This is a genomic window from Hymenobacter properus (genome assembly GCF_015694735.1).
Taxonomy (GTDB): domain Bacteria; phylum Bacteroidota; class Bacteroidia; order Cytophagales; family Hymenobacteraceae; genus Hymenobacter; species Hymenobacter properus.
The window spans coordinates 710543-734783 of the sequence record NZ_JADQDP010000004.1; the positions used below are offsets into that span (position 1 = coordinate 710543).

Consider the following 24241-nt stretch of genomic DNA (forward strand, 5'->3'; position numbering starts at 1 on the left):
CAATGCCTAGCATAAATAAAATAGCTCCTTCATTTACATGGCCTTTTGATACACCAGCTATTATGAAGATAAATAATCCGGCACCCATTAATACACTTAAAAAAGCGTACAACCGGGAGCCGAAGAACTTATGCGGATAGTCTTGCTGTGACACCCCGGTTTCCCTACTTCGCCACCACGTCGGTCTTAATGCTCAACTCCTTCAACTGTGCGTCGGCAATCGGCGAGGGCGAGTCTATCATCACGTCGCGGCCGGAGTTGTTTTTGGGGAAGGCGATGAAGTCGCGGATGCTGTCGGAGCCGCCGAAGAGGCTGCAGAGGCGGTCGAAGCCGAAGGCCAGGCCGCCGTGGGGCGGGGCGCCGTACTCGAAGGCGTCGAGCAGGAAGCCGAACTGGGCCTGCGCTTCTTCGGGGGTGAAGCCGAGCAGCGAGAACATGCGAGCCTGCACGGCGCGGTCGTGGATGCGGATGGAGCCGCCGCCGATTTCTACGCCATTTATCACCAGGTCGTAAGCGTTGGCGCGGGTCTGGCCGATGGTGTTGGGGTCGTCGAGCAGGGCCAGGTCCTCGGGCTTGGGCGAGGTGAAGGGGTGGTGCATGGCGAAGTGACGGTTTTCCTCCTCGCTGAATTCAAGCAGCGGGAAGTCAATCACCCACAGCGGCGAGAACGAGTGCGGGTCGCGCAGACCCAGGCGGCGGCCCATTTCGAGGCGCAGCTCGCTGGCCGCTTTGCGAGTTTTGGCCTCGGCACCGGCCAGCAGCAGCAGCAGGTCGCCGGGGTTGGCGTGGAAGGCGGCCTTCCACTTCTGCAGCTCCTCCTGCGAGTAGAACTTATCGACCGAGGATTTCACCGAGCCGTCGGCTTCCACCCGGGCGTACACGAGGCCGGTGGCCCCGATTTGCGGGCGCTTCACCCACTCGGTCAGTTCGTCGATTTGCTTGCGGGTGTAAGCAGCGCAGGTGGCGGCGTTGATGCCCAGCACCACTTCGGCATTATCAAACACGGGGAATCCCTGCCCCTGCACCGTGGCGGTGAGGTCGGTGAGCTTCATGGCAAAGCGGGTGTCGGGCTTGTCGTTGCCGTAGTCGCGCATGGCCTCGGCGTAGGTCATGCGGGGCACGGTGGGGAAGTCGAGGTGTTTGATTTCCTTGAACAGGTAGCGTACCAGGCCCTCGAACATGTCGAGCACGTCTTCCTGCTCCACGAAGGCCATTTCGCAGTCAATCTGCGTGAATTCGGGCTGACGGTCGGCGCGCAGGTCTTCGTCGCGGAAGCACTTCACGATTTGGAAGTAACGGTCGAAGCCCGACACCATGAGCAGCTGCTTGAACGTTTGGGGGCTTTGGGGCAGGGCGTAGAACTCGCCGGGGTTCATGCGCGAGGGCACCACGAAGTCGCGCGCGCCTTCGGGCGTGCTCTTAATGAGTACGGGGGTTTCTACTTCGATGAAGTTCTGGCCGTCGAGGTAGCGGCGCACGGCCTGGGCCATGCGGTGGCGCAACACCAGGTTCTGGCGCACTGGGGTGCGGCGCAGGTCGAGGTAGCGGTACTTCATGCGCAGGTCGTCGCCGCCGTCGGTTTCGTCTTCGATGAGGAAGGGCGGCAGCTTGGCGGGGTTGAGTATTTCCAGCGCCGTGGGACGCACCTCAATGGCGCCCGTGGGGATTTTGTCGTTTTTGGAGTGGCGCTCCACCACTTGGCCGGTCACTTGCAGCACAAACTCGCGGCCGAGCTGGCGGGCGGTTTCGCGCACGGCCTCGGCTTCCACGCCTTCTTCCAGCGTTACCTGGGTGAGGCCGTACCGGTCGCGCAGGTCAATCCAGAGGATGGCGCCTTTGTCGCGGGTGCGCTGCACCCAGCCGCAGAGGCTGACGGTTTGACCAATATGTTCTTCGCGGAGTTCGCCGCAGGTGTGGGTACGTAGCATGGACCGCAGATTTTAACGGATTTGACGGATAAGAACGGATTCGAATAGCGTGGTTCTGGCTCCGCTTTTTTCTGCGAAGGTAGCCACCACAGCGGCGGGGCGAAACCCAAAATTTGGTACGGAGTATGCAAAGGCCAACGGCAACTGCGTTCCTTTGTCGCTTCAATCCCTTCAACTTTCCCATGAAACTCCTCCCCTCTCTCGTGCTGGCCGCCGCTTTGCTGGGCGCTGGCGCCGCGCAGGCCCAAACCAAAATCAAGACCAAAACCAAAACTGACGGGGCCGAGATTAAATCGAAAGGCACGGCCAGTGCCGTCACCCTCGACGGCCCCATCAAGCGCATTGAAACGCTGTCGGGCATCGACGTGTACCCCCGGCCGAACTCCACCGACATCATGCTGAGCTTCACCCAGCAGTTCACCAAGCCCGGCACGTTGGTGATGACCGACTACAAAAACAAGGTGATATACCAAACCGACCTCGACCCCCAGAACAACACCGGCGCCCCGGTGAGCCTGGGCAAGATTCCGGCCGGCACCTACCTCGTGGAGGCCAAAACCGGCAACTACGTGTACTGGAAAAAGGTCCGCATCAAATACCCCACCATCCGCCGCTAGGTTTCTAAAATAACTGATTAGTTGAACGTCATGCTGAGCTTGCCGAAGCATCTCTCCCGCAGCAGTAATTAGTTACTCTCGCGGGAGAGATGCTTCGGCAAGCTCAGCATGACGTTCTTTGTTATTGCTATTATTCCTGATTCCTATGAGAATTCTGTCGTTTCTGCTGCTGTTTTTGAGTCTCACGGCCTTCGCACCCAAGCCCAAGCTCACCACCGTTAAGCTGGCCTCAAACCTGAGCGTGGGCGTGCCAACAGGCTTCGCGCCGCTGCCCGACGATGGCATTGCTGTGAAATACCCTTCACCGCGCAAGCCGCTGGCGGTGTTTTCTAACCCCAGCGGGCGTGTCGATTACAGCGTGGCCGTGCGTCCCACCACCTTCGAGAGCTTCGACTACGGCGTATTGATTAAGATTTACAAGGCCAGCATCCAGCGCCTCTACACCAAAGTCGACTTCCTGAAAGAGGACATCCGCACCGTGAACGGGCGCGATTTTATTTATTTCGAGTTCGTATCGACCGTGACCGACGCCCGGCGCACGGGTGCTCAAATGGCGCCCATCAAGCGCTACCAGGCAGTGCAATACGCCATTGAGGGCACGCAGCTCTACGTCTTCACCTTCGTGGCCCCGGCCGAGGAGCAGGCCCAGTGGCAGCCTACGGCCCAGGCCGTTATGGGCGCTATTGCGATGAAGAAATAAATAAGTCGTAAAAAAAACAGTTGTCATCCTGAGCGCAGCGAAGGACCTTACCACGGCCAAATGGTGAGTAATTATTGCTCATCGTTCGGCCGTGGTAAGGTCCTTCGCTGCGCTCAGGATGACATTTGGCTTGTTCGTTCGCCCTACCCCATGACCGACGACTACTTCATGCAGCAAGCCTTGGTCGAGGCCGAGAAAGCCTTGGCTGCCGAAGAAATTCCCATCGGCGCGGTGGTCGTTTTCAACAACCAAATCATTGGCCGCGGCTACAACCAAACCGAGCGCCTGCGCGACGTAACCGCCCACGCCGAAATGCTGGCCCTGACGGCCGCTGCCAACTACCTGGGCAATAAATACCTGGCCGATTGCACGCTCTACGTCACCATTGAACCCTGCGTGATGTGCGCCGGTGCCAGCTACTGGGCCCAGGTGAAGGCCGTGGTGTTCGGGGCTGATGAGCCCAAGGTGGGCTACCGGCGGCACGGGCAGCTACTGCACCCGCGCACCCAACTGCGCGGCGGCGTGCGCGCCGAGGAGTGCGCCGCACTGATGCGGCAATTTTTCAGCGCGAAGCGGCGGTAGTAGACAATATAAAAAACGTCATGCAGAGCGCAGCGAAGCATCTTTACCGCGTAACAAAATCTTTACTCATGCGATAGAGGTTGCGCGGTAAAGATGCTTCGCTGCGCTCTGCATGACGTTCTCATAGATTCAAGCCCCAACCCTTTCTCCCTCACCACTTTCTTCTGCACTTATGTTGTTTGCCATTCTGTTGCCCGGCATCTCAATGATATTTCGGGGTCATATTCTTAAAGGCCTGTTGTGCGGCATTCTGCACATCACGCTCATCGGCTGGATTCCGGCCGCCATCTGGGCCGTGGCTTCCTACCGGGAGGATTTGGCGGAAAAGCGGCACCGCGAAACAATGGAGTTCCTGGCGCGGCAACGGCGCTAGGTTTCGGCGGCCAACGAATTCGAGCGCTTTCGAAATTCCGTGGCAATCCTATACTTTTGGCCTTAAGTGAACGGCGGCCGTAACCCTACGCGGCAGCGGCTGTTTCAATACCGTCACCATTTCGACTCTTTACCACCCAAACCCTTTTCACTGATGGCTTTCGAACTCCCGAAACTTCCTTATTCCTACGATGCACTCGAACCCACGTTCGACGCGCAAACCATGGAAATCCACCACAGCAAGCACCACCAGGCTTATGTGACCAATCTGAACGCCGCCATTGCCGGCACTGAGATGGAAAACCAGTCCATCGAGGAAATCCTGCACAACATTGCCAAGGCTCCTGCAGCCGTGCGCAACAACGGCGGCGGCCACTACAACCACTCGCTGTGGTGGACCATCCTCTCGCCCAACGGCGGCGGCCAGCCCACCGGCGCAGTAGGTGAGGCCATCACCAAGGCTTTTGGCACCTTCGACAAGTTCAAGGAGGAATTCACCAAAGCCGCCACCACGCGCTTCGGCTCGGGCTGGGCGTGGCTGTGCAAGCAGGCCGACGGCTCGGTGCAAATCTGCTCCACCCCCAACCAGGACAACCCGCTGATGCCGGACTCCGGCTGCAAAGGCTTGCCCATCCTTGGCATCGACGTGTGGGAGCACGCCTACTACCTCAAGTACCAGAACCGCCGCCCCGACTACATCGCCGCCTTCTTCAACCTCATCAACTGGGACGAGGTTAATCGCCGCTACGCTGAAGCCAATCCGGCGTAAGCTTCGGTAGATTTGTTATTAAAAAGGCCCGTTTCCGGTTGGAGGCGGGCCTTTTTTTAGGCTTTGAACTGGGTTGGCTTTTACGCATATGACCGTTTGCGTGAATTCTCCTTCCTCGCGTCAACAAGCGGGCTAGTGCTCCCCTGTGGTCACAGATTGTCCTAACGGGGCAGCCAGCAGAAGGGCGCCGGTGTGCAACTGCTTCACCGAGCCACTGGCAAGGGCACAGCCACCACAATGCGCACCGGCACCGGCTGACCGTTGATTCGACCGGGGTGCAGCCGGGGCAACGCGGCCGCCGCCCGCAACACCGCGGCCTCGGCCCGCGTGTGGGCGCCGAGCTCAGGAATTTCCCCGTATTGAATCTGGGCGTGAAAGGTGCCGCCGTAGGGGCCAACGGTGAAGCCGACCGGAATCGTATCGGGCCGCGGTTCCGTGGGGTCCAGGTGGGGAGTGGCGTTGCGGCTGAGTAAGTGAGCCAACGCGCGGTACGACGCGCGCGACGTCGGCGCGAACTCCGGGCTGCCGGTGAGGCTGGGCATCTGTTCGGCCGCCTCGTACGGCTGCGTGGAGTCGCGGCCCGTGTACGGGTGCGTCCGGGCGATGGCTGCTTGTTGAGCGAGTTGGGCGCGGGTGAGGGCGGCTCGCCGGGCCTCGACCCGCGCTTCTTCCTGCACCAGGGCGGCCTCCTGCGCAGCGGGCGAAGCGACGGAGGTGCCGTGATTCTCCACTTGGTAGAACAAGAAGGCGAGCAGTTCAACCGGGGCTAGGCCCAACAAGATGGCGAGCACGTGGCCCAGGCTTCGGGATAAGCAACCGGCAACCAGCCCGCAGCACCCCAAGAAGAGGCTAAGAGCAAGCAACTGGTAGGAGCCCGCCTGCCAGCCATTGTTGCTTTTGGAGAAGTGGGTGAACTCGATGCCGATGACGGCTACGACAACGGCGCCGCTCCCCAGCAGGCACAGCAGGAACAGTACTAGACTGCTCACGCCCCAGGGACGGGCAGCTGTGGAGGCACTCTGGGGAAATACAGGAGCAGGCTTCACCGGGGCAAGGTAGAATTTCCTGTAATATACCTACTCCTGCCTTCCAAGGTGAGTAACCTGTCGCACCGGTTTCATCAGCGTTTTTCCTATAGTATCACTAATCCTCCGTTTGGTAAACATTGACTTGGGGGTTAATTCTGGTGGTTTTAAAGCACGCTTACAGTTTCTATCGAGTTTAATAAACTCGTTCACCAATCAAAGTTTACCAAATACATGGTTGAGATAAGTTCTGTGAACTGCCCATTTTACAAAAAAGGACCTTTCTCAACGACGAGAAAAGCTAGCTGAAAAACAATTCGTGTACCTACCTGCTTTATCACCGCGTTTCATCAAACCCGGCGATTCACGCGCGCCCTTGTTTCCGTAGCATCCATGTCCAGCAAAGCCTTTGAGCCCGCCAAACTAGGCGCCCTCACCCTTGCCAACCACCTCGTGATGGCCCCCATGACCCGTAGCCGCGCCCTGGGCAACGTGCCCAACGAGCTGATGGCCGAGTACTATCGCCAGCGCGCCACCGCCGGCCTCATCATCACCGAGGGCACCTCGCCCTCACCCGACGGTCTGGGCTACGCCCGCATTCCCGGCCTGTTCAACCAGGAGCAGGTCACCAACTGGCAGCGCATCACCGAGACGGTGCACCACCACGGCGGCCACATCTTCGTGCAGCTGATGCACGCCGGCCGCATTTTCCACGGCCACAACCTGCCCGAGGGCGCCGAGGGCGTGGCCCCGTCGGCCATTGCCGCCGCCGGCGACATGTGGACCGACCAAGCCCAGATGCAGCCCAATGCCACCCCGCGCGCGCTGCGCACCGAGGAGCTGGCCCGCGTGCGCGACGAGTTTGTGCTCAGCGCCAAGCTGGCCCTCGAAGCCGGCTTTGATGGCGTGGAACTGCACGGAGCCAACGGCTACCTCTTGGAGCAGTTCCTGAGCCCTCACTCCAACCAGCGCACCGACGAGTACGGCGGCAGCGTGCAAAACCGCGCCCGCTTCGTGCTCGAAGTGACCCGAGCTGTGGCCGAGGCCATTGGCAAGGAGCGCACCGGCATCCGCCTTTCGCCCTGGGGCGTGGCTTCCGACATGCCGCACTACCCCGAAATCGACGAAACCTACGCCTACCTGGCCGAGGAGCTGCAAAAAATTGGCGTGGTCTACGTGCACCTCGTCGACCACTCCAGCATGGGCGCCCCCGCCGTGCCGGCCGAAACGGTAGCCACCATCCGCCAGAAGTTTACCGGCACGCTCATCCTGGCCGGCGGCTACCAGACCGTAGACCAGATTGAGGCTGCCCTGGCCGACAAAGCCGACCTCGTGGCCATCGGTCGTCCCTTCATCTCGAACCCGGATTTGGTGGAGCGCCTGCGCAACGGCCAGGAACTGGCCCAGCCCGATTTCGCCACCTTCTACGCGCCCGGCCCCAACGGCTTTGCCGACGGCTATACCGACTACCCCACGGCCGACGGCCAACCCGCCGGCACGTTCTCGCCCACCTACGAGGCGTAGGGCGGTGTTAGGTGTTCGGTGTTAGGTGTTCAGTATTGGCTAGGTTTCGTCAGTTAATGCGCCGAGTACCGAACACCTAGTACCAAACACCCAGCACCTAACACCCCTCAAAAAGCCCCTGCGAAGCCTGCCCCTAACGGGGCGCTTCGCAGGGGCTTTTTTATTTATCTTTGACGGCTGTGGCCCCTGCGCCGCGCTTGCTTTTGCCTTATCCCACCCTCTCTTCTTGTTCCCCGCATGAATACAAAGCTGCGCCTTACCATCCTGAGCTTTCTCCAGTTTTTCATCTGGGGCTCGTGGCTCATCACCATCGGCGCTTATTGGTTTCAAACCAAGCAATGGTCCGGCGCGCAGTTCGGCGCCATTTTCTCCACCATGGGCATTGCGTCCATTTTCATGCCCTCGCTCATGGGCATCGTGGCCGACAAGTACGTGAACGCGGAAAAGCTCTATGGCATCCTGCACATCCTGGGCGGCCTAGTGCTGTGTGCCATTCCGCAGGTGACAGACCCCGGCACGTTCTTCTGGGTTATCCTGCTGAACATGATTTTCTACATGCCCACCCTGGCGCTGTCCATCGCCGTGTCGTACTCCATCCTGAAGCGGCAGGGCCTTGACGTGGTGAAGGACTACCCGCCCATCCGGGTGTGGGGCACCGTAGGCTTCATCGTGGCTATGTGGACGGTGAGTTTGCTGGGCTTCGAAAAATCGGCCAGCCAGTTCTACGTGGCGGCCGGCGCAGCCATTCTGCTTGGTATCTACTCGTTCACGCTGCCGGCCTGCCCGCCGCAGTCGGCCAACACCTCCAGCCAGAACCTGGCCGAAATCCTGGGCCTTAAGTCGTTCGCCATTCTGCGCGACCGCAAGATGCTCACCTTCTTCCTGTTCGCGCTTCTGCTCGGCGCCGCCCTGCAGCTCACCAATGCCTACGGCGACACCTTCCTGCACGATTTCGACAAGGACCCAGCCTACCAGAACACTTTTTCGGTGAAGCACCCGGCCATCATCATGTCCATCTCGCAGATTTCCGAAACGCTGTTCATCCTCGCCATTCCGTTCTTCCTGCGCCGCTTCGGCATCAAGCAGGTGATGCTCTTCAGCATGATTGCCTGGGTGCTGCGCTTTGGCCTGTTTGCCTACGGCAACCCCGGCGAGGGCCTCTGGATGATTATCCTCTCGTGCATCGTGTACGGCATGGCCTTCGACTTCTTCAACATCTCAGGCTCGCTGTTTGTCGAAACCCAGACCCAGCCCAGCATCCGGGCCAGCGCCCAGGGCTTGTTTATGATGATGACCAACGGCTTTGGCGCCGTGCTGGGCAGCTCGCTGAGCGGCCTCATCATCCAACTCTACTTTACCGATGCCGCCGGCAATAAGGACTGGCACAGCATCTGGCTCACTTTTGCGGGCTATGCACTGGCCATCGCGGTGCTGTTTGTGTTCATTTTCAAGCACAAGCACACACCACAGCCTGCTGAGGAAACGGCTCCTGCTGCCCCGCTGCTCTCGGTTGAACAAGCTTAACTTAAGCTCGTCAATACAAGATTAGCACAAAAAAAGTCGACTTTTGGCACAAAGAAAAGGCCCGCTCTGCACTAGCAGGGCGGGCCTTTTGCTGCCTTTCGGCGGCTAAAATTACTTCGAGCCGAAGAAGAAATTGCCTTCAATCTGGGCGTTCTCGTCGGAATCGGAACCGTGTACGGCGTTGGCTTCGATGCTCTTGGCATACTTCTTCCGGATGGTGCCTTCCTCGGCGTTGGCCGGGTTGGTGGCACCGATGAGGGTGCGGAAATCGGCCACGGCGTTGTCCTTCTCCAGGATGGCCGCTACGATGGGGCCGCTCGACATGTACTTCACCAGGTCGCCGTAGAAGGGGCGCTCTTTGTGCACGGCGTAGAATTCGCCGGCGCGCTCGGGGGTGAGGTTAACTTTTTGAAGCTCCACGATGCGGAAGCCGCCGGCCTCAATCATGCTCAGGATACCACCGATGTGGTTTTCCTGGACGGCGTCGGGCTTAATCATCGTGAACGTGCGGTTGGTGGCCATTTTAAAGGAATTCAGAATTTGAAATAAAGATTTGAAGGCACAAAACTACCACAATCAGCGGCCCGCGCCCAACCCGAAGATTAAGCAGCCGTGGTTTTTCTGCTTTGCGGTGACGGCAGAAGTCAGCAATAACCCTGCGCTTGCGCTTTTTAAAGGCGCCTCGACGGCACGCGACGAATGCGCCAGAGGCTCAGGCGTCCGTTGTTCGCCACCGGCTGCAGGCGCTGCACAATGGCCGGGTACACGCGCACGACCTCCTGCTCAAACGTCGCGTTTTGCGTCACCACGTAGTCGGCCGGCAACGTGGCGAGGGCGCGGGCTAGGTTTTCCGGCGTCAGGTTTTCGGGCGAGTTGCGGTTTTGCAGCATAGTCCAGCCGCGGCGCTGAGCCAGCAACAGGGGCAGGTTGTAGGAATAAGCATCAAGCACCAGCAGCTTGGCAGCGCGCGGCACCCCCAACGAATCGAGCCAGCGGGCGCTGGTCAGGAAATTGTCGCGGGTAAGCACGCTTTTGTCGGTAATCGGCGGATTGGTGCGCCGGTGCTGCTCGGCCTGCGCTTTCCAGACGCTGATGGCACCGAGCAGCAGTGTCGTCGCCGCAACGGCCAAACGGGCTACGCGGGCGCTTGGCACCTGCCAAGCCGCCAGGCAGCCCCCAAATGCCAGCACCAGCGGCAGGAAAAAACTATCGAGCAAGTAGTAGTCGTGAATGGCAAACAACGGCCCCATCAGGCCATAGTAGGCTGCGCCTCCCGCCGCCAGTGCCAGCCAATGCCAAAGCCACTCGCTGCGCCACAGGCGGCGCCCCTGCTGCGCCGCCACCGCCGCCACTAGGAGCAAGAGCAGCCACTGCGGCTTGCTCAGGATGCTCCACAGCCAGTATTCGCGCACCGTTTTGGTCACGCTCAGAAACTCGGCCCAAGAGGTAAACGTGCGGGGCCGTGCCAGAAACATAGAGCCCTGGTAAACATGACTCAGGTGCTCGTTATACCCAAAAACAGCTCCTAAGAACAGGAAAGCCGCGCCGTATAGTGCTGCGACGGCCCGCCAACCCAGACCGGCCGCCGTGCGCCGGGGCCGCAGCACCACCAAATGCCCCAACGTGCACAGCAGCGGCAGAGCCAACGGCGTACGCATGGCCCCCGCCAGTGCCAGCCACGCCACCGCTACCGCCAGCCACCGCCGGGCATCGCGGGTGGTGCCGGCCTGTAGCGCCCGGTAAAAGCAGCAATACCCCGCAAGCGCCGCCGCGACAGCGGGCACCGACGGCAAAAAATTCGCCTGGTAAAACAGATAAATCGGGCTTAAAAAAGCGAACAGCGCAGCCGCTGTCCCTTTCCAGGCCGAGCCGCTGGCCCTGCGCACCAGCTCAAACAGTGCTAGCAACCCGCCCAAACCGGCAGCCAGCGTTACGCTCCGCATCAGCCCCGGCGCAGCTTGGCCCGTGATGCCCATGAGCAAGGCCGACACATAGGCCGGCAGCGGAAATCCAGCCCCAGTCACGCCATCGGTGGTGAGCAGGTTGAAGGTGGCGGGGTGAAAAAAATCGTAGCCCCGGACCCGAAACTGCAGCGCAATGGCCAGCCAGTCGGCCTGCGCCCAGGCGTGGTTAAACGACGGGTAGAGACCCAGAAACCCGGCATACAGCCAGCCGCTGAGTGCCAGCAGCAGCCCTAGCAGCAGCCCGGGCGCTACCCACCGGTATTTTCTTTCCCGACCCGCCGAAAAATCAACGCGCATTTTATTCATCAATGAAAAGACAATGATGGGTAAAAATGGACCATTTTGTTGGCCGACTTTGTTGGAGCACTCGTCCGGTTTGCCCGAACCTTCGGGACCGACTTGACTGTTAAGAAAAGATTTCTTCCGACTTTTGCCGGCCCAAATATTTGTAAGCCACCGGCCCTCCGCTCTCATTCACTCGGCGCCGGGCCCTTCATGTTGTCGATGTCTAGTTCCATTTCCGCCCTGCAGGCGTTGCTGGCCCAACCTAAGCAGGTTGTCATCACCACTCACCACAAGCCCGACGCCGACGCGCTGGGCTCGTCGCTGGCCTGGGCCGGCTACCTTAAGCAAAAGGGCCACCACGTCACGGTCGTCACCCCGTCGGACTACCCCGCCTTTCTGAACTGGATGGAGGGCAACGACGAGGTCATCGTGTACGAAAAGCGCCAGAACGACCGCCAGGTGCGCGACCTCGTGAACCGCGCAGAGGTCATCTGCTGCCTCGATTTCAGCTGCCTCGGCCGCATCAACGAGTTGGGCGAGTACGTGCGCCAGGCTCAGGGCGTGAAGGTCCTCATCGACCACCACCAACAGCCCGAGGAGTTTGCTGACATCGTGTTTTCGGTGCCCACGGCGGCGGCCACAGCCGAGCTGATTTTCGAAATCATCCGCGACTTGGGCGACCAGGACCTCATCACCACCGGCATCGGCGAGGCCCTCTACGCGGGCATCATGACCGACACGGGCTCGTTCCGCCACCCCAGCACTTCGCGCAACGTGCACCTCATCATTGCCGAGCTGCTGAAAGTAAATGTGGACCTCTCGAAGGTGCACCGCCTCATCTACGACTCGCACTCTGAAATTCGCCTGCGCTTCCTGGGCTTCGTACTGAAAGACAAGTTGGTGGTGAACCGCGAGTACAACACCGCCTACATTGCCATCACGCAGGAAGAGCTGCGCGAGTACCAGAGCAAAACCGGCGATACCGAGGGCCTGGTGAATTACGCGTTGAGCATCGAGGGCATCAAGTTTGCGGCCGTGTTCATCGACCGCGGCGTGGCCGTCAAGATTTCGTTCCGCTCGGTGGGCAGCTTCTCCGTTAGCGACTTTTCGCGCCGCCATTTCGACGGGGGCGGGCACCACAATGCGGCCGGTGGCATCAGCTACGACACGCTGGATGCAACCGTGGAGCGCTTCCTGAGCATCCTACCCGAATACAAGGAACAATTAACGGGCGTGCCCGCCGCCGTAGCGCCGCCGGTGGCGTAACTTTGAACCGTTTCTGATTCTTCACTTCTTTTATTTTCATGCGTTTTACCTCCCGCTCTGCGCGGCAGCTGGCCCTAGCGGCCGGCCTGCTGGGCTTCGCTTCGCTCACGGCCTGCAACAAGGACAACGGCGAATTTGCCAAAACCAAGTCCGGCATCGAGTACAAGATTTATAAGAAAGTCGGCAACAGCTACGAGCGGCGCACCGACGTGAACGCCGAGGGCGACCCCACCTACAAAGACCGGGTGAACAAGGTGATGCTGGGCAACGTGCAAGTGCGCACCGGCAAAGACTCGGTGTGGCAAAACAGCCTGCGCGACGTGGGCATGGCCGTGCCCCTGCCCCTGAAAGAGCTCAAGCAAAAAGGCGCCCCCGACGAGGCCATTGCCCTGCTGCAGCCCGGCGACAGCGGCGTGTTCCGCTTCCAGGCCGATTCGCTGTTTAAGCCCAAAATGGGCCAGCCCGCGCCTCCCTTCATCAAGAAAGGCGGCAACGTGGTGCTGATGTACGTGGCCACCACGCCCAAGCTCCTCACCGAAGCCGAGGCCCAGGCCATGCAGCCCGAGTTGCAGAAGCGCTCGATGATGACGCAGATGAAGAAGCGCATGGCCGACCCCGAGTTCCAAAAGCAAATGCAGGCCCAGAAAGCCGCCCAGGCCAAGGCCCTGGCCGAGCCCGCCGTGCAGGCCCAGCTCAAGAAGGACGACGCTGTGCTGCAGGACTACATCAAGAAAAACAACCTGACGATGCAGAAAACGCCGTCGGGCATCTACTACCAAGTGCTGAAGCCCGGTACCGGCGCTAAGCCCAACACCGGCCAGATGGTGAGCGTGAACTACAAAGGCACGCTGCTCAGCGGCAAGGAGTTCGACTCGTCGGACAAGATGGGCAAGCCGATTGACTTCCCCCTCGGCCTCGGCCAGGTGATTCCGGGCTGGGACGAAGGCATTTCCCTGCTCAACAAGGGTAGCCGCGCCATTCTGCTCATTCCCTCGTCGCTGGCCTATGGCCCCCGCGGTGCCGGCGCCGACATTCCGGTCGACTCGCCCCTGCGCTTCGAAGTGGAACTTGTTGACGTGCAATAACTATTTTAGTAGCTCCTATTTCCGGCCAACGGGCATCGCGGCACAGCTGCCCGGGCTCCGTTGGCCGGAATCTTTTTTACCCCCGCCATGACTAATCTTCTGCTTCGTTCGCGCTATTGGGTGCTGGCGGCGTGCCTGCTGTTGGCTGCCCCGGCTCTGTGGAGCTGCAACTCCCAAAGCGTTTACCAAAAACAGCTGGCCGAACACGACAGCCAGATGCGGGCCATCGACGAGGACACCATTCAGAACTATCTGAAACGCAACAACCTGCTGAGCACCGCCACGCGCACCAACTCGGGCCTGTACCTGGTGCCGATAACCAACGGCACGGGCCCGCAGGTGACCAAGGGCGCGCAGGTGCAGCTGAAGTATGTGGGCCGGTTCCTCAGCAACGGGGCACACCCCGAGTCGTCTGGCTACCCCGCCTCGCTGGGCAACCCCAGCTACCCCCAGGGCACCATCTTCGACAATTCGGCCGACAACAAGACGCAGTGCGGCTGCGTGGTTTTCACGGGCGGCAGCGGGGCCATTGCTGGCTTCAACGAAGGCTTGCTGCTCATGCGCAAGGGCGACCGCAAGCTGCTGCTGATTCCGTCGCGCCTAGCATATGGCCCCGGCGGTGCCTCCGGCATTCCGGCCGATGCAGCGCTGATGTTTGACGTGGAAATCCTCGACATTCTTTAACTAAAATGCGCATGCCAGCAACCTGGGGTTTTCGGCGCCACTGCGCGGGTTGGGGCCTAGTGCTGCTGGCCACCACGGCCGCCCATGCGCAGCCCGGCGCCAAGCCAACGGTGCCCACCGCGCCCAGCGCCCCCGTGAAAGGCGCCGATACAACGCACCTCGTTTACCAGCGCACCCCCAACGGGGTGCGCTACGCGTTTCGGGAGCGCGGCACCGGGCCGCTGGCCGTGCCGGGCAGCCGCGTGGCCGTGCGCTACACCGGCTTTCTGCCCGATGGCCGCATTTTCGACGCCACCCAGGCCTGGGGCTCGGCGTTTCGCTTCCGGGTAGGGCGCCACGAAACCATTGCTGGCTGGGAAGAGCTGATGCCCTTTGTGCCGGCCGGCTCCCGCGTCCGGGTCTGGATACCAGCCGCCTTGGCCTACGGGGCCAAAGGCGTGCGCCACCCCGACGACGACTCCCGGTTTATGATTGCCCCCAATACGGACCTCACGTTCGAGCTGCAGGTGCTGAGCGTGCGCTGAAGCGCTATCAGCCAACTCCTGCTTGCGTTTTTTTCCTCATCGGCTACCCGGCCATTTTCTGATATTGATGCGTTCTGTTCTGCTTGCGCTGGTTGTTGGCTTGCTTTTCCTCGGGTCATCCGCTGTTGCCCAAACCTCGGATGGCAATTTTTCGCGCCTGCCCACGGGCACCGAGTACCGCCTTTTCCGCAAAGATGCCAGCGGCCGCTACCAGCCCCGCGCCCTAGCCCCCAGCGATGCGCCCTATGCCAGCCGCGCCGGCCAGGTGCTCACCGTATTCATGGAATTCCGCACCGGGCGAGACTCGGTACTGATGAAATCGCGCGCCATGCAGCCCTTGCCGCAGCCCGTGGCCCTGCCCGCGCAGCCCGCCCACGGCAGCCTGGAAGAAGCCCTGGGCCTGCTGCTGCCCGGCGACAGCGCCGTGTTTCGCTTCCCGGCTGATACGGTGTTTGCCAACACCTTTCACCAAGCGGTGCCGCCTTTTCTGCGCAAGAGCGGCAACACGCTGGTGGTACTGGCCAGCGCCCAGGAACTGGTGACCATGGCCGAAATGACAGCCCGCCACGAGAAGATGCAGGCCGAGTTTGCCAAGCAAGAGCTAGCCAAGTCGGCCGTGCAGTTGGCTAAGGACGACGCCATTATCCAGGCCTACCTGAAAAAGAACCACGCCACGGCCCGCAAAACCACCGGCGGCACCTATTACATCCTCAAAAAGCTGGGCACCGGCCCCACGCCGAAAAAAGGCCAAACGGTGCGCGTGCTCTACCGCGGCACGGTGCTCACCACGGGCCAGGAGTTCGATTCCTCGGCCAAGCACGGCAACGAACCCATTGCCTTTGCCCTGGGCACCGGCCAGGTGATTCCGGGCTGGGACCAAGGCATTGCCATGCTCAACAAGGGCAGCAAGGCCGTGCTGCTCATTCCCTCCCCGCTGGCCTACGGCACCCGCGGCGCCGGGGCCGACATTCCGGCCAACGCCGTGCTCCGCTTCGAGGTAGAGTTGGTGGATTTTCAATAAAACCGCTGCAAGCTTGCTTCAGCCAACAAAAAGGCCCCGCTGCATATAGCGGGGCCTTTTTGTTGGCTGAAGCAACAGAGGGCTCAATTCAGCACCTGCGACAGGATATCCAGCGAACGAATCTCGCCCAGCTGCTCCACGTGAAGCTGGTAGTAGCGAATCAGAACATTCAATAATTCGTGCCGCACGCGGCCGTTGGGAATGGTGCTGGTGCTGGGGTCGCGCAGCAGCTCATCGAAGTAGCCTTCGAACTCGCGCAGCCGCAGCGTGGCCGGATTGGTGGCTCCGGGCGCCACCGGCGCGTGCCCGGCCATGATGACCTGGTCGGTGAGTTCGGCCCCGCTGCTCACCCCAAAGCCCAGGTACATGGCCAGCTGCAGCAGAAAAACCAGCGCAAAGTTTTCCGTGCCCGTGGTTTGCCGGTCAAACGCCAGCATCGAATCGTGCAGAAACTGGAACAACGGCTCGTTCTGCTCCTCTTCGCGCACGGCGCGCCCCACTATCTCGGACAGAAACAGCGCCACGCTGCTTTTCTGCACCTCGTAAGGCAGGCTCTGGAAGGGCTCGGCGCACCGGTACTCCGACAGCCGGGTGAGGCCACTGCTGCCGCGCGCCACGTAGGCCACCAGTTCCAGCAGCGTGAAGGGCTGAAACAGCGCGATACGCCCCGGCGGCTTGGCTTTGCGCACGCCGTTCACCACATACGTCTGCACGCCCAGCCGCTCGGTGTAGATGCGCGCAATGATGCTGGTCTCGCGGTATTTGAGGTAGCTGAGGACGATGCCCCGGGTTTTGATTAGCATGGTTTCAGATGTGATAAATGCGAGAATGTGGGTAATGTAAAAATGCTTCCATCCTCCGCAGCAGGCGATTTGGCCGCGCCTTTTTGCTTTACGTCACGCGCATTTTCACATTTTCCGCATCAGCCCATTCTCACATTATTTACTGAGTACGGCTACTTTGCTCACGCAGCCATTTTTGCCGTCGGCGTCGCTCGAAAGCACCATGTAGACGCCGGAGCGAACCCGCTCGCCATTGGGATTGGTGAGGTTCCAGGTCACGGTGCCGCCGGTGGCGGTGGTGGCGTACACCAAGTGGCCCGCCACATCGGTGATTTTTACCAGTGCATTGTTGGCCAAGCCACTGATGCCCAAGGTACCGGCAAAGTCGGGCCGCACAGGGTTTGGAAACACCGCCGTGCAGTCGGGTTTGCCTTCGGTAACGGTGGCCGAGCCGCGGTAGGCCACCACGCCGGCATCGGTGGCCACCCACACTTCGCCGGTTTTGTCGTTCACTTTCACGTCCACAATGCGGTCGGAAGGCAGCGGGCTGTTGGCCGTGGTGAAGTGCAGCAGGGCCTCGTCGGCGTCGCGGCTGAACAGCCACAGCCCCCGGTCGGTGCCGAACCATTTGCGGTCGGCTCCGTCCACGGCCATGCAACGCACGGCCTCGCTGTATAGGGTGTTGAAGCCCGTGCCTTCGCCCCGCGTAACGAAAGGCTGCGTGAAGCCCGCAGTGGTGGCAAACGGCCCTTCCGGCTCGCGGAAATACGCCACGCCCCTGATGGTGGCGGCCCAGATGTATCCGCGCCGGTCTTTGGCCAGCTCGTAAATCTGGTTGTCGGGCAAGCCGGTCGACGAATTGAAAAGGCGCGGCGGGTTGGCCCCGGTTGGGTCGATGGCGTAGAGGCCAATGGCAGGACCGCCCACGCTGCTGGCGTCCGTCTTGCGCGACACCGTCACCCAAGGGTTGCCGTTGTCGTCGAGCGTGATGCGTTCCAGCACGTCGAGGCCGAGGGTGAAAGGAACGGCTTGCCACGAGGTGGCAGCGGGGTCGAACAGGAACAAGCCCGAATTGCCGGCCTGCAAGTGCCGGTTCACCACCCACACCTTGCCTTCGGGCGTGGCAGCCAGGTCGGTTATATCGACCCGACCGGGAATAACACTTAACAGCGGCGTGCCCGGCGGCGAGTTAGGATTGAAGAGCCGGAAATTGCCCGGGCCCTTCCATTCGAGCAAACCTCCTCCGAAGTGCCCGATGTACAGCGTGCCGTCGGGCGTGCGCGTGCCCCGCACCGGCCGCGTCGGGTTAGGATAAGCCGCGCTGGGCTGGGTTTCGGCCGTGATGTTGGTCCATTGACCATCGAAGAACTCATAAAAGCCCTCCCCGGAGCCGTTGGGGCCGTACCGCTCGGCGTAACCGCCCGAAAACACGTCAACCTTGTTGAAGCGCGCATCGGCCAGAATGCTGAACGAAGAAGCGCTTTGTGGGCCATTGGCTTCGAAATACTCTGGGGTTTGCCCCGCCCCGGGTGCCACCCGAAACAGCCCCTTCGTGAAATTGGCCACGTAGTAATAGCCGTCGCGCGAGCGCACGGCGTCCTGGGTTTTCGTACCCGGCGTGGGCGGCACCTCAGTGGTGATTGCGCCCGTGGTCCGATTCAGGCGCCGCACCCCAAAAGCGTCATCGATGATAAGCAAACCAGCGCCGCTGCCCCGCAGGCTGCGAAACTGCAGTGTGTAGGAGCCCGGCACCGCCTGCCACGGCGTGCTGTTGCCTGCCACAAACCGGAACACGGCGTTGGCCCCGCCCGCAATGGCAGCGTACACCTGACCGTTGTCTACTGCCAGGAAAGGGTATATCAGTTGCTGCGCAACGGCCGGTACCGGCTGATAGAGCGTCCAGTTGCGGTAGTCGAGCAGGTTCAGCGCCAACGAGCCGCGCAGAATGCCCGCCGACGTGGCCGCGAACAAGTACCCGTTGGCCACGGCGGCGTCGTACACGGTAACCACAGTGCCGCCCGGTCCAATGTTGGTATATGTGTCGCTGACCTCCAGCTTTTTAAGGTCGATGGCCACCAAACCAAAACTGGTGCTCACGTACGCCTTGCCCGCGCCCATCGAAACCCGGTTAATAGGGTTAGCGCCGGCTTGCACCACGCCTTGCGCCACCTTCCGGTACACATCGCCGATATTACGCACCTTGCCGTTGGGCTGCAACACGTCGATGTTGGTGTCGTTGTACGCCAGCACGGTTTGCTGCGTCACCGAATCGTACGCCACGGCCACCACGCCGGCCGCGTTCAGGCCGTCGCGGCGCGATAGTACCTGCGTGGTGTTTTGCTTTTTGTCGAGGAAATAAAACGCCTTCTGCTCGGTAGCTACGTAAACCCGGTCGCCCGCGTCGGCCAGTTTCAGCGGGCGGTTGGTGGGCAAGTGCAACTGCCAGTCGCCGTAGCCCACGCCCTGGGCGTGCCCCGAACCGGCCATCAGCAACAGCCCGGCCAAGCCGAGCAAACAACGGAAAAGATGGGTCATACGCGCAGCAAAAATCGAATGTAGAATGCGAAGCCGGGGCCGGCTGTGCCAATGCCAACGCCCGTTTTGCCAATTTAGTGCGCGGCCGTAGAGCGCGTTTCCGGCGCCGGCCGCCCCACCTGCAGGCCGCCCAGAAAGCAGGGCCGGCAGCGCGCTTCGTAGGAGTCGGTTTCGCCGAGCAGCACCTGGCTTTCGCTGGCCGCAATGCGGTAGGAATACGAAGCAATTTCGCCGCAGCAGACGCACACGGCGTGCACCTTGGTCACAAACTCGGCCGTGGCCAGCAGGGCCGGCATGGGGCCAAAGGGCCGGCCGAGGTAGTCCATGTCGAGCCCGGCCACGATGACGCGGGTGCCATTGTTGGCTAATTGCTCGCACACGTCCACCAGCGAATCGTCGAAAAACTGGCCTTCATCGATGCCCACCACGTCGGAGCCGGCGGCCAGCAGCAGGATTTCCGACGGCACAGCCACCGGCGTGGAGCGGATGCGGGCGGCGTTGTGGCTCACCACATCTTCGGCGTGGTAGCGGGTGTCGAGGGCCGGCTTGAAAATTTCGACCTGCTGCCGCGCAATGCGGGCGCGGGTGAGGCGGCGAATCAGCTCTTCGGTTTTGCCCGAGAACATGGAGCCGCACACCACTTCAATCCAGCCCCGGCGGGGGGCATTGTGGCGGTTGCCAACGCGGGGTTCAATAAACACAAGCGGAGAAAAACAAGTGAGGAAATGAGGCAGCATTGCCCCTACCGAACCTCTAAAGTACGCCCCGCGCCGGGTTGGCTCAAGCCCAAAACCAATTCTTTTAAGGCCCGCGGCTCGCTCTCAGGCGCTTGCACGGGCGGCTCTTTTTCTCCGTTAAAGCAGTCGGCCTTGGCTTGGCGGGCTATTGGTCCATGTCGACATACCGCACGTGCGGCAGCTGAGTGGCCGCGGGCACGCGGCCGGTTACATCTCCGCTCAGCAGCCGCGCCTGGCAGGTCAGCCGCTCGTGAAGCAGCAGGCGCCCGGCGGTGCGGTAGCGCAATTCAGCGTCGGTGGGAGGTGTCAGGTTTTCGAGGCCGGCGCTCACCTGTAGGCGGCAGGTGGTGCAGCGGCCCTTGGCGCCACAAGCATGCATCCAGTCGTGGCCCGCAGCTTGCAGCGCGGCCAGCAGCGTGGCGCCGGGGAGCACCTCCACGCGGGCGCCGGGCAAGTTTTCAATCGTCAACAGGGGCATTTGTGCCTAACTTCGGCCACCGAAACCGGCCTTTTTATGAACGACAAATATAGCCTCGCCAAGTGCGCTCAATACGGCCGCCGCTTGGCCGCCCGGCTCTGCGACCAGTACTTCACGGCCGCCTCCGCGCCTGCGCTCGACGGAGCGGCGGTGCTCAAATTCACCCCCGTGCGCCAGCTAAATCTGCTGGTGGTGCGCCAGCTGCTGGGCCAGTGGCAGGCCGAAACAGCCCGCCTGCGCAGCCCTTATTTCGATTTTGAAGCTGCTCCCGTGCAGGCGGCACTTACACAGTTCATGAATGTGCTCTCACGGCACATCAGCCTCAATCGCACGGCCTACGAACCCCTGCTTGCCCAAGCCACCACCGATACCCTCGGCTTGGTGGCCGACCCCATCGGCAGCTTCCAGCGACTGTTATTGGGCACCACCGAGCAGCCCACCCTCGCCGGCTTGCGCGAAAGCCTACGCTACATCGATGTAGATAAGCCGTTTTACCAAGGCTTTGTCGACAGCCTGCCCGACAGCAAAGACCTCAGTCGCGACTTCCTCTCGCACCGCTTCGAGCTCTACCACGCCGCCAATTACAAAGCCCACCAGCCCATGCAGCGGCTCGTGGGCGAGCTGAGCGCCCTGCTGCCCCTCACCACAGCCGATTTGCTCGAAGACGGCCCCGTAGCGGCGCCCGCCGCCCCCACCGCGGCGCCCGAACCGGCACCAGCCGCGGCTACGCCCCCGCCCGCCCCCGCCGAGCCGGTCGCCGTGACGCCACCCACTTTTGTGCCTCCCCCGGCCCCTGCCACTCCGCCGGTTGCCGCACCTGCTGCTCCTGCTCGTCCGCTGCCGAGCACCGATAACGCCAGCGTCCCGCTTCACGAAAAGCTACGCGCTGTGCAGCCCACCGCCGCTCCGCTAGCCGAAACCCTCCGCGCCACTGCTACCACGCCTTCCTTGGCCGAGCGTACCGGCCCCAAAGTGGAAACACTGCGCGAAGCCATTTCCATCAACCAGCGCTTCAGTTTCATCAACGAACTGTTCAACGGCGAGAACATGGACTACCACGCCGCCATTCAGCACCTCGACTCCCTTCCCTCCGCCGAACAAGCCCGCGCCTACATCACCGCCGACTTATCGCAACGCTATGACTGGAGCCGCAAAGAAGAACACGTCAACAAGCTGCTAAAGCTCATTGAGCGCAAGTTTGCATAGCCCCGGCCTCTCATCGGCAAGCCCTTGGCTGGGCTCCAGGCTACGTCGGTGGTTTCTGCCATGGCTCCTGGCCGTAGCTGCCCTAGCCAATCTGGCCTACCCGATGTACGTGCACTACGATTTTTCGCACTCCTCGGACACTCGTAGCTACCTGCACATGGCCGCCGGCCGTTTCGACAGCGCACGCGTCACCCACCGCTACCGCGTGCTCGTGCCAACCGCCGCCGCGGCCGTGGCCGTGCCCGTGGCAAAGCTGTACGCCCGCGTGTGGCCCCAGCGCCCCGCCGGGCTATGGCCGTTGCGTTTTGCTTTCTACTTGGTAAACTGCCTGCTGCTGGCCGCCGCTGCCGCCTGCTGGTTTAACGCAGCACGTTACAGCGGCGCTGCCCCCGAGGCTGCTTTGCTAGGCATGCTGGCTTTGCTCACCAGTCGGTGGGCCGTCTACGGGGCTGGCCTGCCCCTCACCGACAGTCTGTATCTGCTCGTCGTGAGCTTGGGTTATTATGCCATCCGGCGCAAACTTGGCGGAGGCTGGGCCTTAGTCTTGGCTTTGCTCCTCGGGCCATTGGCCAAAGAGTCATTCGTCTTCGTGGTGCCCTGGCTGCTTTGGTTTGGCCGCCCTGCCTTGTCGTGGCCCAAACAGCTCATTGCGCTGTTGCTTGGCGTAGGGGCTCTTTTTGTCGTGCACCGCTGGGTCGACGCGCAGATTGGGGCTGCCACCAACCAAGCCGTTTCCAATGCCTTTGAGCATTTTCAGAACGTCAGTTATTCCATCCGACGTGCCGCCTCCCCCAAAGGCTTAGGCGAACTACTCAGTGTTTTTGGGTTTTTCACCTTAATTCCGGCCTTGGCCCTGTGGTTGCAAAAACCTCGGCAAGGCAAGTGGCAACCATCCATCTTTGCCCACATAGGTCCGCCTGAAACAGGGCTAGCTGCGGTAGTTGCAGTTCACATGCTCCTGTCCGGCGACCTAGGTCGCATGGGTTATCTGTTTGCTCCCGCGTTCTGTGTGCTCCTCGCGCTATGCTTTACGCATTGGCGGCGCTTGACCGTGCGATAGCCTTAAGTGCTTCCAGCGTGTTTCAGCGCACTAGGTCCTGCTTGCGGTAGGCATCAATGGCCAGCAGGCTGAACAGCAATATTGTGAACGACCACAACGACGACCCGCCATAACTGAAAAAGGGCAGTGGGATGCCCACCACTGGTGCCAGTCCAATGGTCATGCCCACATTCACGGTCACGTGAAAAAATAGCACACTGGCCACACAATAGCCGTACGTGCGCCCAAACACCGATTTCTGACGTTCTGCAACATAAATGATGCGCCAAAGCAGCGTCAGATATAATCCCAGTACCACCAGGCTTCCCAACCACCCAAATTCCTCGCCAACGGTACAAAAAATAAAGTCGGTACTCTGTTCCGGCACGAAATCAAACTTGGTCTGCGTGCCTTGCAAAAATCCCTTGCCTGCGAGCCCCCCCGACCCTATCGCAATTTTGCTCTGCGTCACGTTCCAGCCCTTGCCCAATGGGTCAGCTGACGGGTTTATCAATATCTCAATACGCTGCCGCTGGTGCGGCTGCAGGACCTTATTATAAAAGAAATCCATCCCCACGACCATCCCGATTACCACCAGCCACACCCCTAACGCCAGTGGCAGGTGATGCCGTAGCACCCGCCGGTTCAAGCCCAACACTGCCAGCAATATGAGCGTAGCCGCTGCCACTAGCCACAATTTCGGCACCAACAGCGCCGACAATAAAATAACCCCTGCCGCCGCCAGCAGCAACAGTATCAGTGGCGACATCCCTTCCCTGAAATAAGCTAGCAGCAACGCCCCAAACACCAAAGCTTGGCCCGATTCATTTGACGCCACAATCAGCAAAGGTGGTAGCAGGGTAACGCCCGCCAGCACCAACTGGTCCCTCCAATCCTGGTAGCGCAAGTTGATACTCGACATAAATCGAGAAGCTGCCAACGCCGTAGTAAACTTCGCGAATTCAGCTGGCTGTAATCGCACCGGCCCCAACTCCAGCCACGAGCGCGAACCTGCAATGGGCCGCGCTACAAACATAGTCACGATCAAAAGCAGAATCATCCCCCCATATAAGGCATATGCCAGAGTATCATAAGCCTTATAATCAATCACCAACAGCACCACAACCAATACCACCGCCGTTGCAATCCACAGCAGTTGCTTGAACCAGTTAAATGCCATCAGCTTGTCAAAGCTTAAGGTGGCCAACGGATTCGCTGGTGCGTCTGGCGAATAACTGGACGCATAAATGCAGAGCCAACCCAACCCCACCAGCACCGCATAAAGCAGCACGGTAATCCAATCAACACTTCGACTATAACGTGCCGGTGATACTTGCACAGCTAATTCAATTTAACATTCGCCAACAAAATTACTTTCTCCACTCCGTGACGTGTTCTGTTCGCACAAGTGAATTTATTCCATAGTCTCTATCTGAATTGAGCAAGCGAGGCTAAAAAAGCAAACCCCCCATCTGGTCCGCTGGCGAAAGCGGGCAAGAAGGGGGGTTCCTGTTGATAAGGTTGGCGGCGACCGACTCTCCCACCGGTGAAGGCAGTACCATGGGCGCACCGGGGCTTAACGGCTCTGTTCGGA

23 protein-coding genes are annotated in these 24241 nt (G+C 60.7%); 14 read left to right on the top strand and 9 right to left on the bottom strand.

Translation table 11 applies throughout. The annotated features are described in order from the left end of the window. Positions 1 to 164: 164 nt before the first annotated feature. A complete protein-coding gene (aspS, locus tag I2I01_RS19555) occupies positions 165 to 1928 on the bottom strand; it encodes an aspartate--tRNA ligase (protein WP_196288182.1) in 1764 nt (587 codons plus the stop codon). Positions 1929 to 2110: 182 nt separating this feature from the next. Between aspS and I2I01_RS19560 the strand changes: the two genes are divergently transcribed. The 5 genes from I2I01_RS19560 to I2I01_RS19580 all read left to right on the top strand — a co-directional run bounded on the left by I2I01_RS19560 (position 2111) and on the right by I2I01_RS19580 (position 4968). Further along, a complete protein-coding gene (locus I2I01_RS19560) occupies positions 2111 to 2545 on the top strand; it encodes a T9SS type A sorting domain-containing protein (RefSeq protein ID WP_196288183.1) in 435 nt (144 codons plus the stop codon). Positions 2546 to 2690: 145 nt separating this feature from the next. Continuing rightward, positions 2691 to 3245: a hypothetical protein gene (locus I2I01_RS19565; RefSeq protein ID WP_196288184.1), complete on the top strand. Its 555-nt coding sequence runs from the start codon at positions 2691 to 2693 to the stop codon at positions 3243 to 3245. A gap of 150 nt (positions 3246 to 3395) precedes the next feature. Next, positions 3396 to 3827 (top strand): nucleoside deaminase, encoded by a 432-nt coding sequence (locus tag I2I01_RS19570; RefSeq protein ID WP_211538051.1) that lies wholly within the window; start codon positions 3396 to 3398, stop codon positions 3825 to 3827. 172 nt (positions 3828 to 3999) lie between these two features. After that, positions 4000 to 4200, top strand: a complete 201-nt coding sequence (locus tag I2I01_RS19575) for a YqaE/Pmp3 family membrane protein (RefSeq protein ID WP_196288185.1) — start codon at positions 4000 to 4002, stop codon at positions 4198 to 4200. A 153-nt stretch (positions 4201 to 4353) separates the two neighbouring features. Next, a complete protein-coding gene (locus tag I2I01_RS19580) occupies positions 4354 to 4968 on the top strand; it encodes a superoxide dismutase (RefSeq protein ID WP_196288186.1) in 615 nt (204 codons plus the stop codon). A 203-nt stretch (positions 4969 to 5171) separates the two neighbouring features. On the opposite strand, the gene I2I01_RS19585 is transcribed toward I2I01_RS19580, so the two are convergent. Then, positions 5172 to 5957 carry a hypothetical protein gene (locus I2I01_RS19585; RefSeq protein WP_196288187.1) on the bottom strand — a complete coding sequence of 262 codons (786 nt, stop codon included), beginning with the start codon at positions 5955 to 5957 and terminating at the stop codon, positions 5172 to 5174. Positions 5958 to 6386: 429 nt separating this feature from the next. Between I2I01_RS19585 and I2I01_RS19590 the strand changes: the two genes are divergently transcribed. Further along, positions 6387 to 7517: an alkene reductase gene (locus I2I01_RS19590; RefSeq protein ID WP_196288188.1), complete on the top strand. Its 1131-nt coding sequence runs from the start codon at positions 6387 to 6389 to the stop codon at positions 7515 to 7517. Positions 7518 to 7754: 237 nt separating this feature from the next. Then, positions 7755 to 9041, top strand: coding sequence for a nucleoside permease (locus I2I01_RS19595; RefSeq protein ID WP_196288189.1), 1287 nt, complete (start codon positions 7755 to 7757; stop codon positions 9039 to 9041). Between the two features lie 111 nt (positions 9042 to 9152). Here I2I01_RS19595 and I2I01_RS19600 read toward each other — a convergent pair whose 3' ends face one another. Next, positions 9153 to 9563, bottom strand: a complete 411-nt coding sequence (locus I2I01_RS19600) for a nucleoside-diphosphate kinase (protein ID WP_196288190.1) — start codon at positions 9561 to 9563, stop codon at positions 9153 to 9155. A 149-nt stretch (positions 9564 to 9712) separates the two neighbouring features. Further along, positions 9713 to 11311 carry a glycosyltransferase family 39 protein gene (locus tag I2I01_RS19605; protein ID WP_196288191.1) on the bottom strand — a complete coding sequence of 533 codons (1599 nt, stop codon included), beginning with the start codon at positions 11309 to 11311 and terminating at the stop codon, positions 9713 to 9715. A gap of 198 nt (positions 11312 to 11509) precedes the next feature. On the opposite strand from I2I01_RS19605, the gene I2I01_RS19610 reads away from it, so the two are divergent. The 5 genes from I2I01_RS19610 to I2I01_RS19630 all read left to right on the top strand — a co-directional run bounded on the left by I2I01_RS19610 (position 11510) and on the right by I2I01_RS19630 (position 15870). After that, on the top strand, positions 11510 to 12556 hold the full coding sequence (locus tag I2I01_RS19610) for a DHH family phosphoesterase (RefSeq protein ID WP_196288192.1): 1047 nt from the start codon (positions 11510 to 11512) through the stop codon (positions 12554 to 12556). A gap of 38 nt (positions 12557 to 12594) precedes the next feature. Next, positions 12595 to 13641: an FKBP-type peptidyl-prolyl cis-trans isomerase gene (locus tag I2I01_RS19615; protein WP_196288193.1), complete on the top strand. Its 1047-nt coding sequence runs from the start codon at positions 12595 to 12597 to the stop codon at positions 13639 to 13641. An 87-nt stretch (positions 13642 to 13728) separates the two neighbouring features. Beyond that, positions 13729 to 14325 carry an FKBP-type peptidyl-prolyl cis-trans isomerase gene (locus I2I01_RS19620; protein WP_196288194.1) on the top strand — a complete coding sequence of 199 codons (597 nt, stop codon included), beginning with the start codon at positions 13729 to 13731 and terminating at the stop codon, positions 14323 to 14325. An 11-nt stretch (positions 14326 to 14336) separates the two neighbouring features. Then, entirely contained in the window at positions 14337 to 14849 is a 513-nt protein-coding gene (locus I2I01_RS19625; protein WP_196288195.1) for an FKBP-type peptidyl-prolyl cis-trans isomerase, read from the top strand. A gap of 67 nt (positions 14850 to 14916) precedes the next feature. Then, positions 14917 to 15870: an FKBP-type peptidyl-prolyl cis-trans isomerase gene (locus I2I01_RS19630; RefSeq protein ID WP_196288196.1), complete on the top strand. Its 954-nt coding sequence runs from the start codon at positions 14917 to 14919 to the stop codon at positions 15868 to 15870. A gap of 83 nt (positions 15871 to 15953) precedes the next feature. Here I2I01_RS19630 and recO read toward each other — a convergent pair whose 3' ends face one another. The 4 genes from recO to I2I01_RS19650 form a co-directional block, all read right to left on the bottom strand. Then, positions 15954 to 16673 (bottom strand): DNA repair protein RecO, encoded by a 720-nt coding sequence (recO, locus tag I2I01_RS19635; RefSeq protein ID WP_196288197.1) that lies wholly within the window; start codon positions 16671 to 16673, stop codon positions 15954 to 15956. Between the two features lie 135 nt (positions 16674 to 16808). Next, positions 16809 to 19187, bottom strand: a complete 2379-nt coding sequence (gene porZ / locus I2I01_RS19640) for a type IX secretion system anionic LPS delivery protein PorZ (protein WP_196288198.1) — start codon at positions 19185 to 19187, stop codon at positions 16809 to 16811. A gap of 74 nt (positions 19188 to 19261) precedes the next feature. Further along, positions 19262 to 19888, bottom strand: coding sequence for a thymidine kinase (locus tag I2I01_RS19645; RefSeq protein ID WP_211538052.1), 627 nt, complete (start codon positions 19886 to 19888; stop codon positions 19262 to 19264). Between the two features lie 181 nt (positions 19889 to 20069). Then, on the bottom strand, positions 20070 to 20402 hold the full coding sequence (locus tag I2I01_RS19650) for a 2Fe-2S iron-sulfur cluster-binding protein (protein ID WP_196288200.1): 333 nt from the start codon (positions 20400 to 20402) through the stop codon (positions 20070 to 20072). Positions 20403 to 20438: 36 nt separating this feature from the next. On the opposite strand from I2I01_RS19650, the gene I2I01_RS19655 reads away from it, so the two are divergent. Together I2I01_RS19655 and I2I01_RS19660 are read left to right on the top strand one after the other, a co-directional pair. Then, positions 20439 to 21608 (top strand): hypothetical protein, encoded by a 1170-nt coding sequence (locus I2I01_RS19655; protein WP_196288201.1) that lies wholly within the window; start codon positions 20439 to 20441, stop codon positions 21606 to 21608. A gap of 103 nt (positions 21609 to 21711) precedes the next feature. Next, positions 21712 to 22668 carry a hypothetical protein gene (locus I2I01_RS19660; protein ID WP_196288202.1) on the top strand — a complete coding sequence of 319 codons (957 nt, stop codon included), beginning with the start codon at positions 21712 to 21714 and terminating at the stop codon, positions 22666 to 22668. A 22-nt stretch (positions 22669 to 22690) separates the two neighbouring features. On the opposite strand, the gene rodA is transcribed toward I2I01_RS19660, so the two are convergent. Continuing rightward, positions 22691 to 23986 (bottom strand): rod shape-determining protein RodA, encoded by a 1296-nt coding sequence (gene rodA / locus I2I01_RS19665; RefSeq protein ID WP_196288203.1) that lies wholly within the window; start codon positions 23984 to 23986, stop codon positions 22691 to 22693. Positions 23987 to 24241 lie beyond the last annotated feature (255 nt).

Excerpts from the sequence above, each read along its gene's own strand:
- I2I01_RS19600 (WP_196288190.1), bottom strand. The coding sequence starts at position 9,563 with ATGGCCACCAACCGCACGTTCACGATGATTAAGCCCGACGCCGTCCAG.
- I2I01_RS19560 (WP_196288183.1), top strand. The coding sequence starts at position 2,111 with ATGAAACTCCTCCCCTCTCTCGTGCTGGCCGCCGCTTTGCTGGGCGCT.
- I2I01_RS19620 (WP_196288194.1), top strand. The coding sequence starts at position 13,729 with ATGACTAATCTTCTGCTTCGTTCGCGCTATTGGGTGCTGGCGGCGTGC.
- I2I01_RS19655 (WP_196288201.1), top strand. The coding sequence starts at position 20,439 with ATGAACGACAAATATAGCCTCGCCAAGTGCGCTCAATACGGCCGCCGC.
- aspS (WP_196288182.1), bottom strand. The coding sequence starts at position 1,928 with ATGCTACGTACCCACACCTGCGGCGAACTCCGCGAAGAACATATTGGT.
- I2I01_RS19615 (WP_196288193.1), top strand. The coding sequence starts at position 12,595 with ATGCGTTTTACCTCCCGCTCTGCGCGGCAGCTGGCCCTAGCGGCCGGC.
- I2I01_RS19610 (WP_196288192.1), top strand. The coding sequence starts at position 11,510 with ATGTCTAGTTCCATTTCCGCCCTGCAGGCGTTGCTGGCCCAACCTAAG.
- I2I01_RS19595 (WP_196288189.1), top strand. The coding sequence starts at position 7,755 with ATGAATACAAAGCTGCGCCTTACCATCCTGAGCTTTCTCCAGTTTTTC.
- I2I01_RS19630 (WP_196288196.1), top strand. The coding sequence starts at position 14,917 with ATGCGTTCTGTTCTGCTTGCGCTGGTTGTTGGCTTGCTTTTCCTCGGG.
- I2I01_RS19575 (WP_196288185.1), top strand. The coding sequence starts at position 4,000 with ATGTTGTTTGCCATTCTGTTGCCCGGCATCTCAATGATATTTCGGGGT.
- I2I01_RS19590 (WP_196288188.1), top strand. The coding sequence starts at position 6,387 with ATGTCCAGCAAAGCCTTTGAGCCCGCCAAACTAGGCGCCCTCACCCTT.
- I2I01_RS19565 (WP_196288184.1), top strand. The coding sequence starts at position 2,691 with ATGAGAATTCTGTCGTTTCTGCTGCTGTTTTTGAGTCTCACGGCCTTC.
- I2I01_RS19625 (WP_196288195.1), top strand. The coding sequence starts at position 14,337 with ATGCCAGCAACCTGGGGTTTTCGGCGCCACTGCGCGGGTTGGGGCCTA.
- I2I01_RS19570 (WP_211538051.1), top strand. The coding sequence starts at position 3,396 with ATGACCGACGACTACTTCATGCAGCAAGCCTTGGTCGAGGCCGAGAAA.
- recO (WP_196288197.1), bottom strand. The coding sequence starts at position 16,673 with ATGCTAATCAAAACCCGGGGCATCGTCCTCAGCTACCTCAAATACCGC.
- porZ (WP_196288198.1), bottom strand. The coding sequence starts at position 19,187 with ATGACCCATCTTTTCCGTTGTTTGCTCGGCTTGGCCGGGCTGTTGCTG.
- I2I01_RS19660 (WP_196288202.1), top strand. The coding sequence starts at position 21,712 with ATGTACGTGCACTACGATTTTTCGCACTCCTCGGACACTCGTAGCTAC.
- I2I01_RS19650 (WP_196288200.1), bottom strand. The coding sequence starts at position 20,402 with ATGCCCCTGTTGACGATTGAAAACTTGCCCGGCGCCCGCGTGGAGGTG.
- I2I01_RS19580 (WP_196288186.1), top strand. The coding sequence starts at position 4,354 with ATGGCTTTCGAACTCCCGAAACTTCCTTATTCCTACGATGCACTCGAA.
- I2I01_RS19605 (WP_196288191.1), bottom strand. The coding sequence starts at position 11,311 with ATGAATAAAATGCGCGTTGATTTTTCGGCGGGTCGGGAAAGAAAATAC.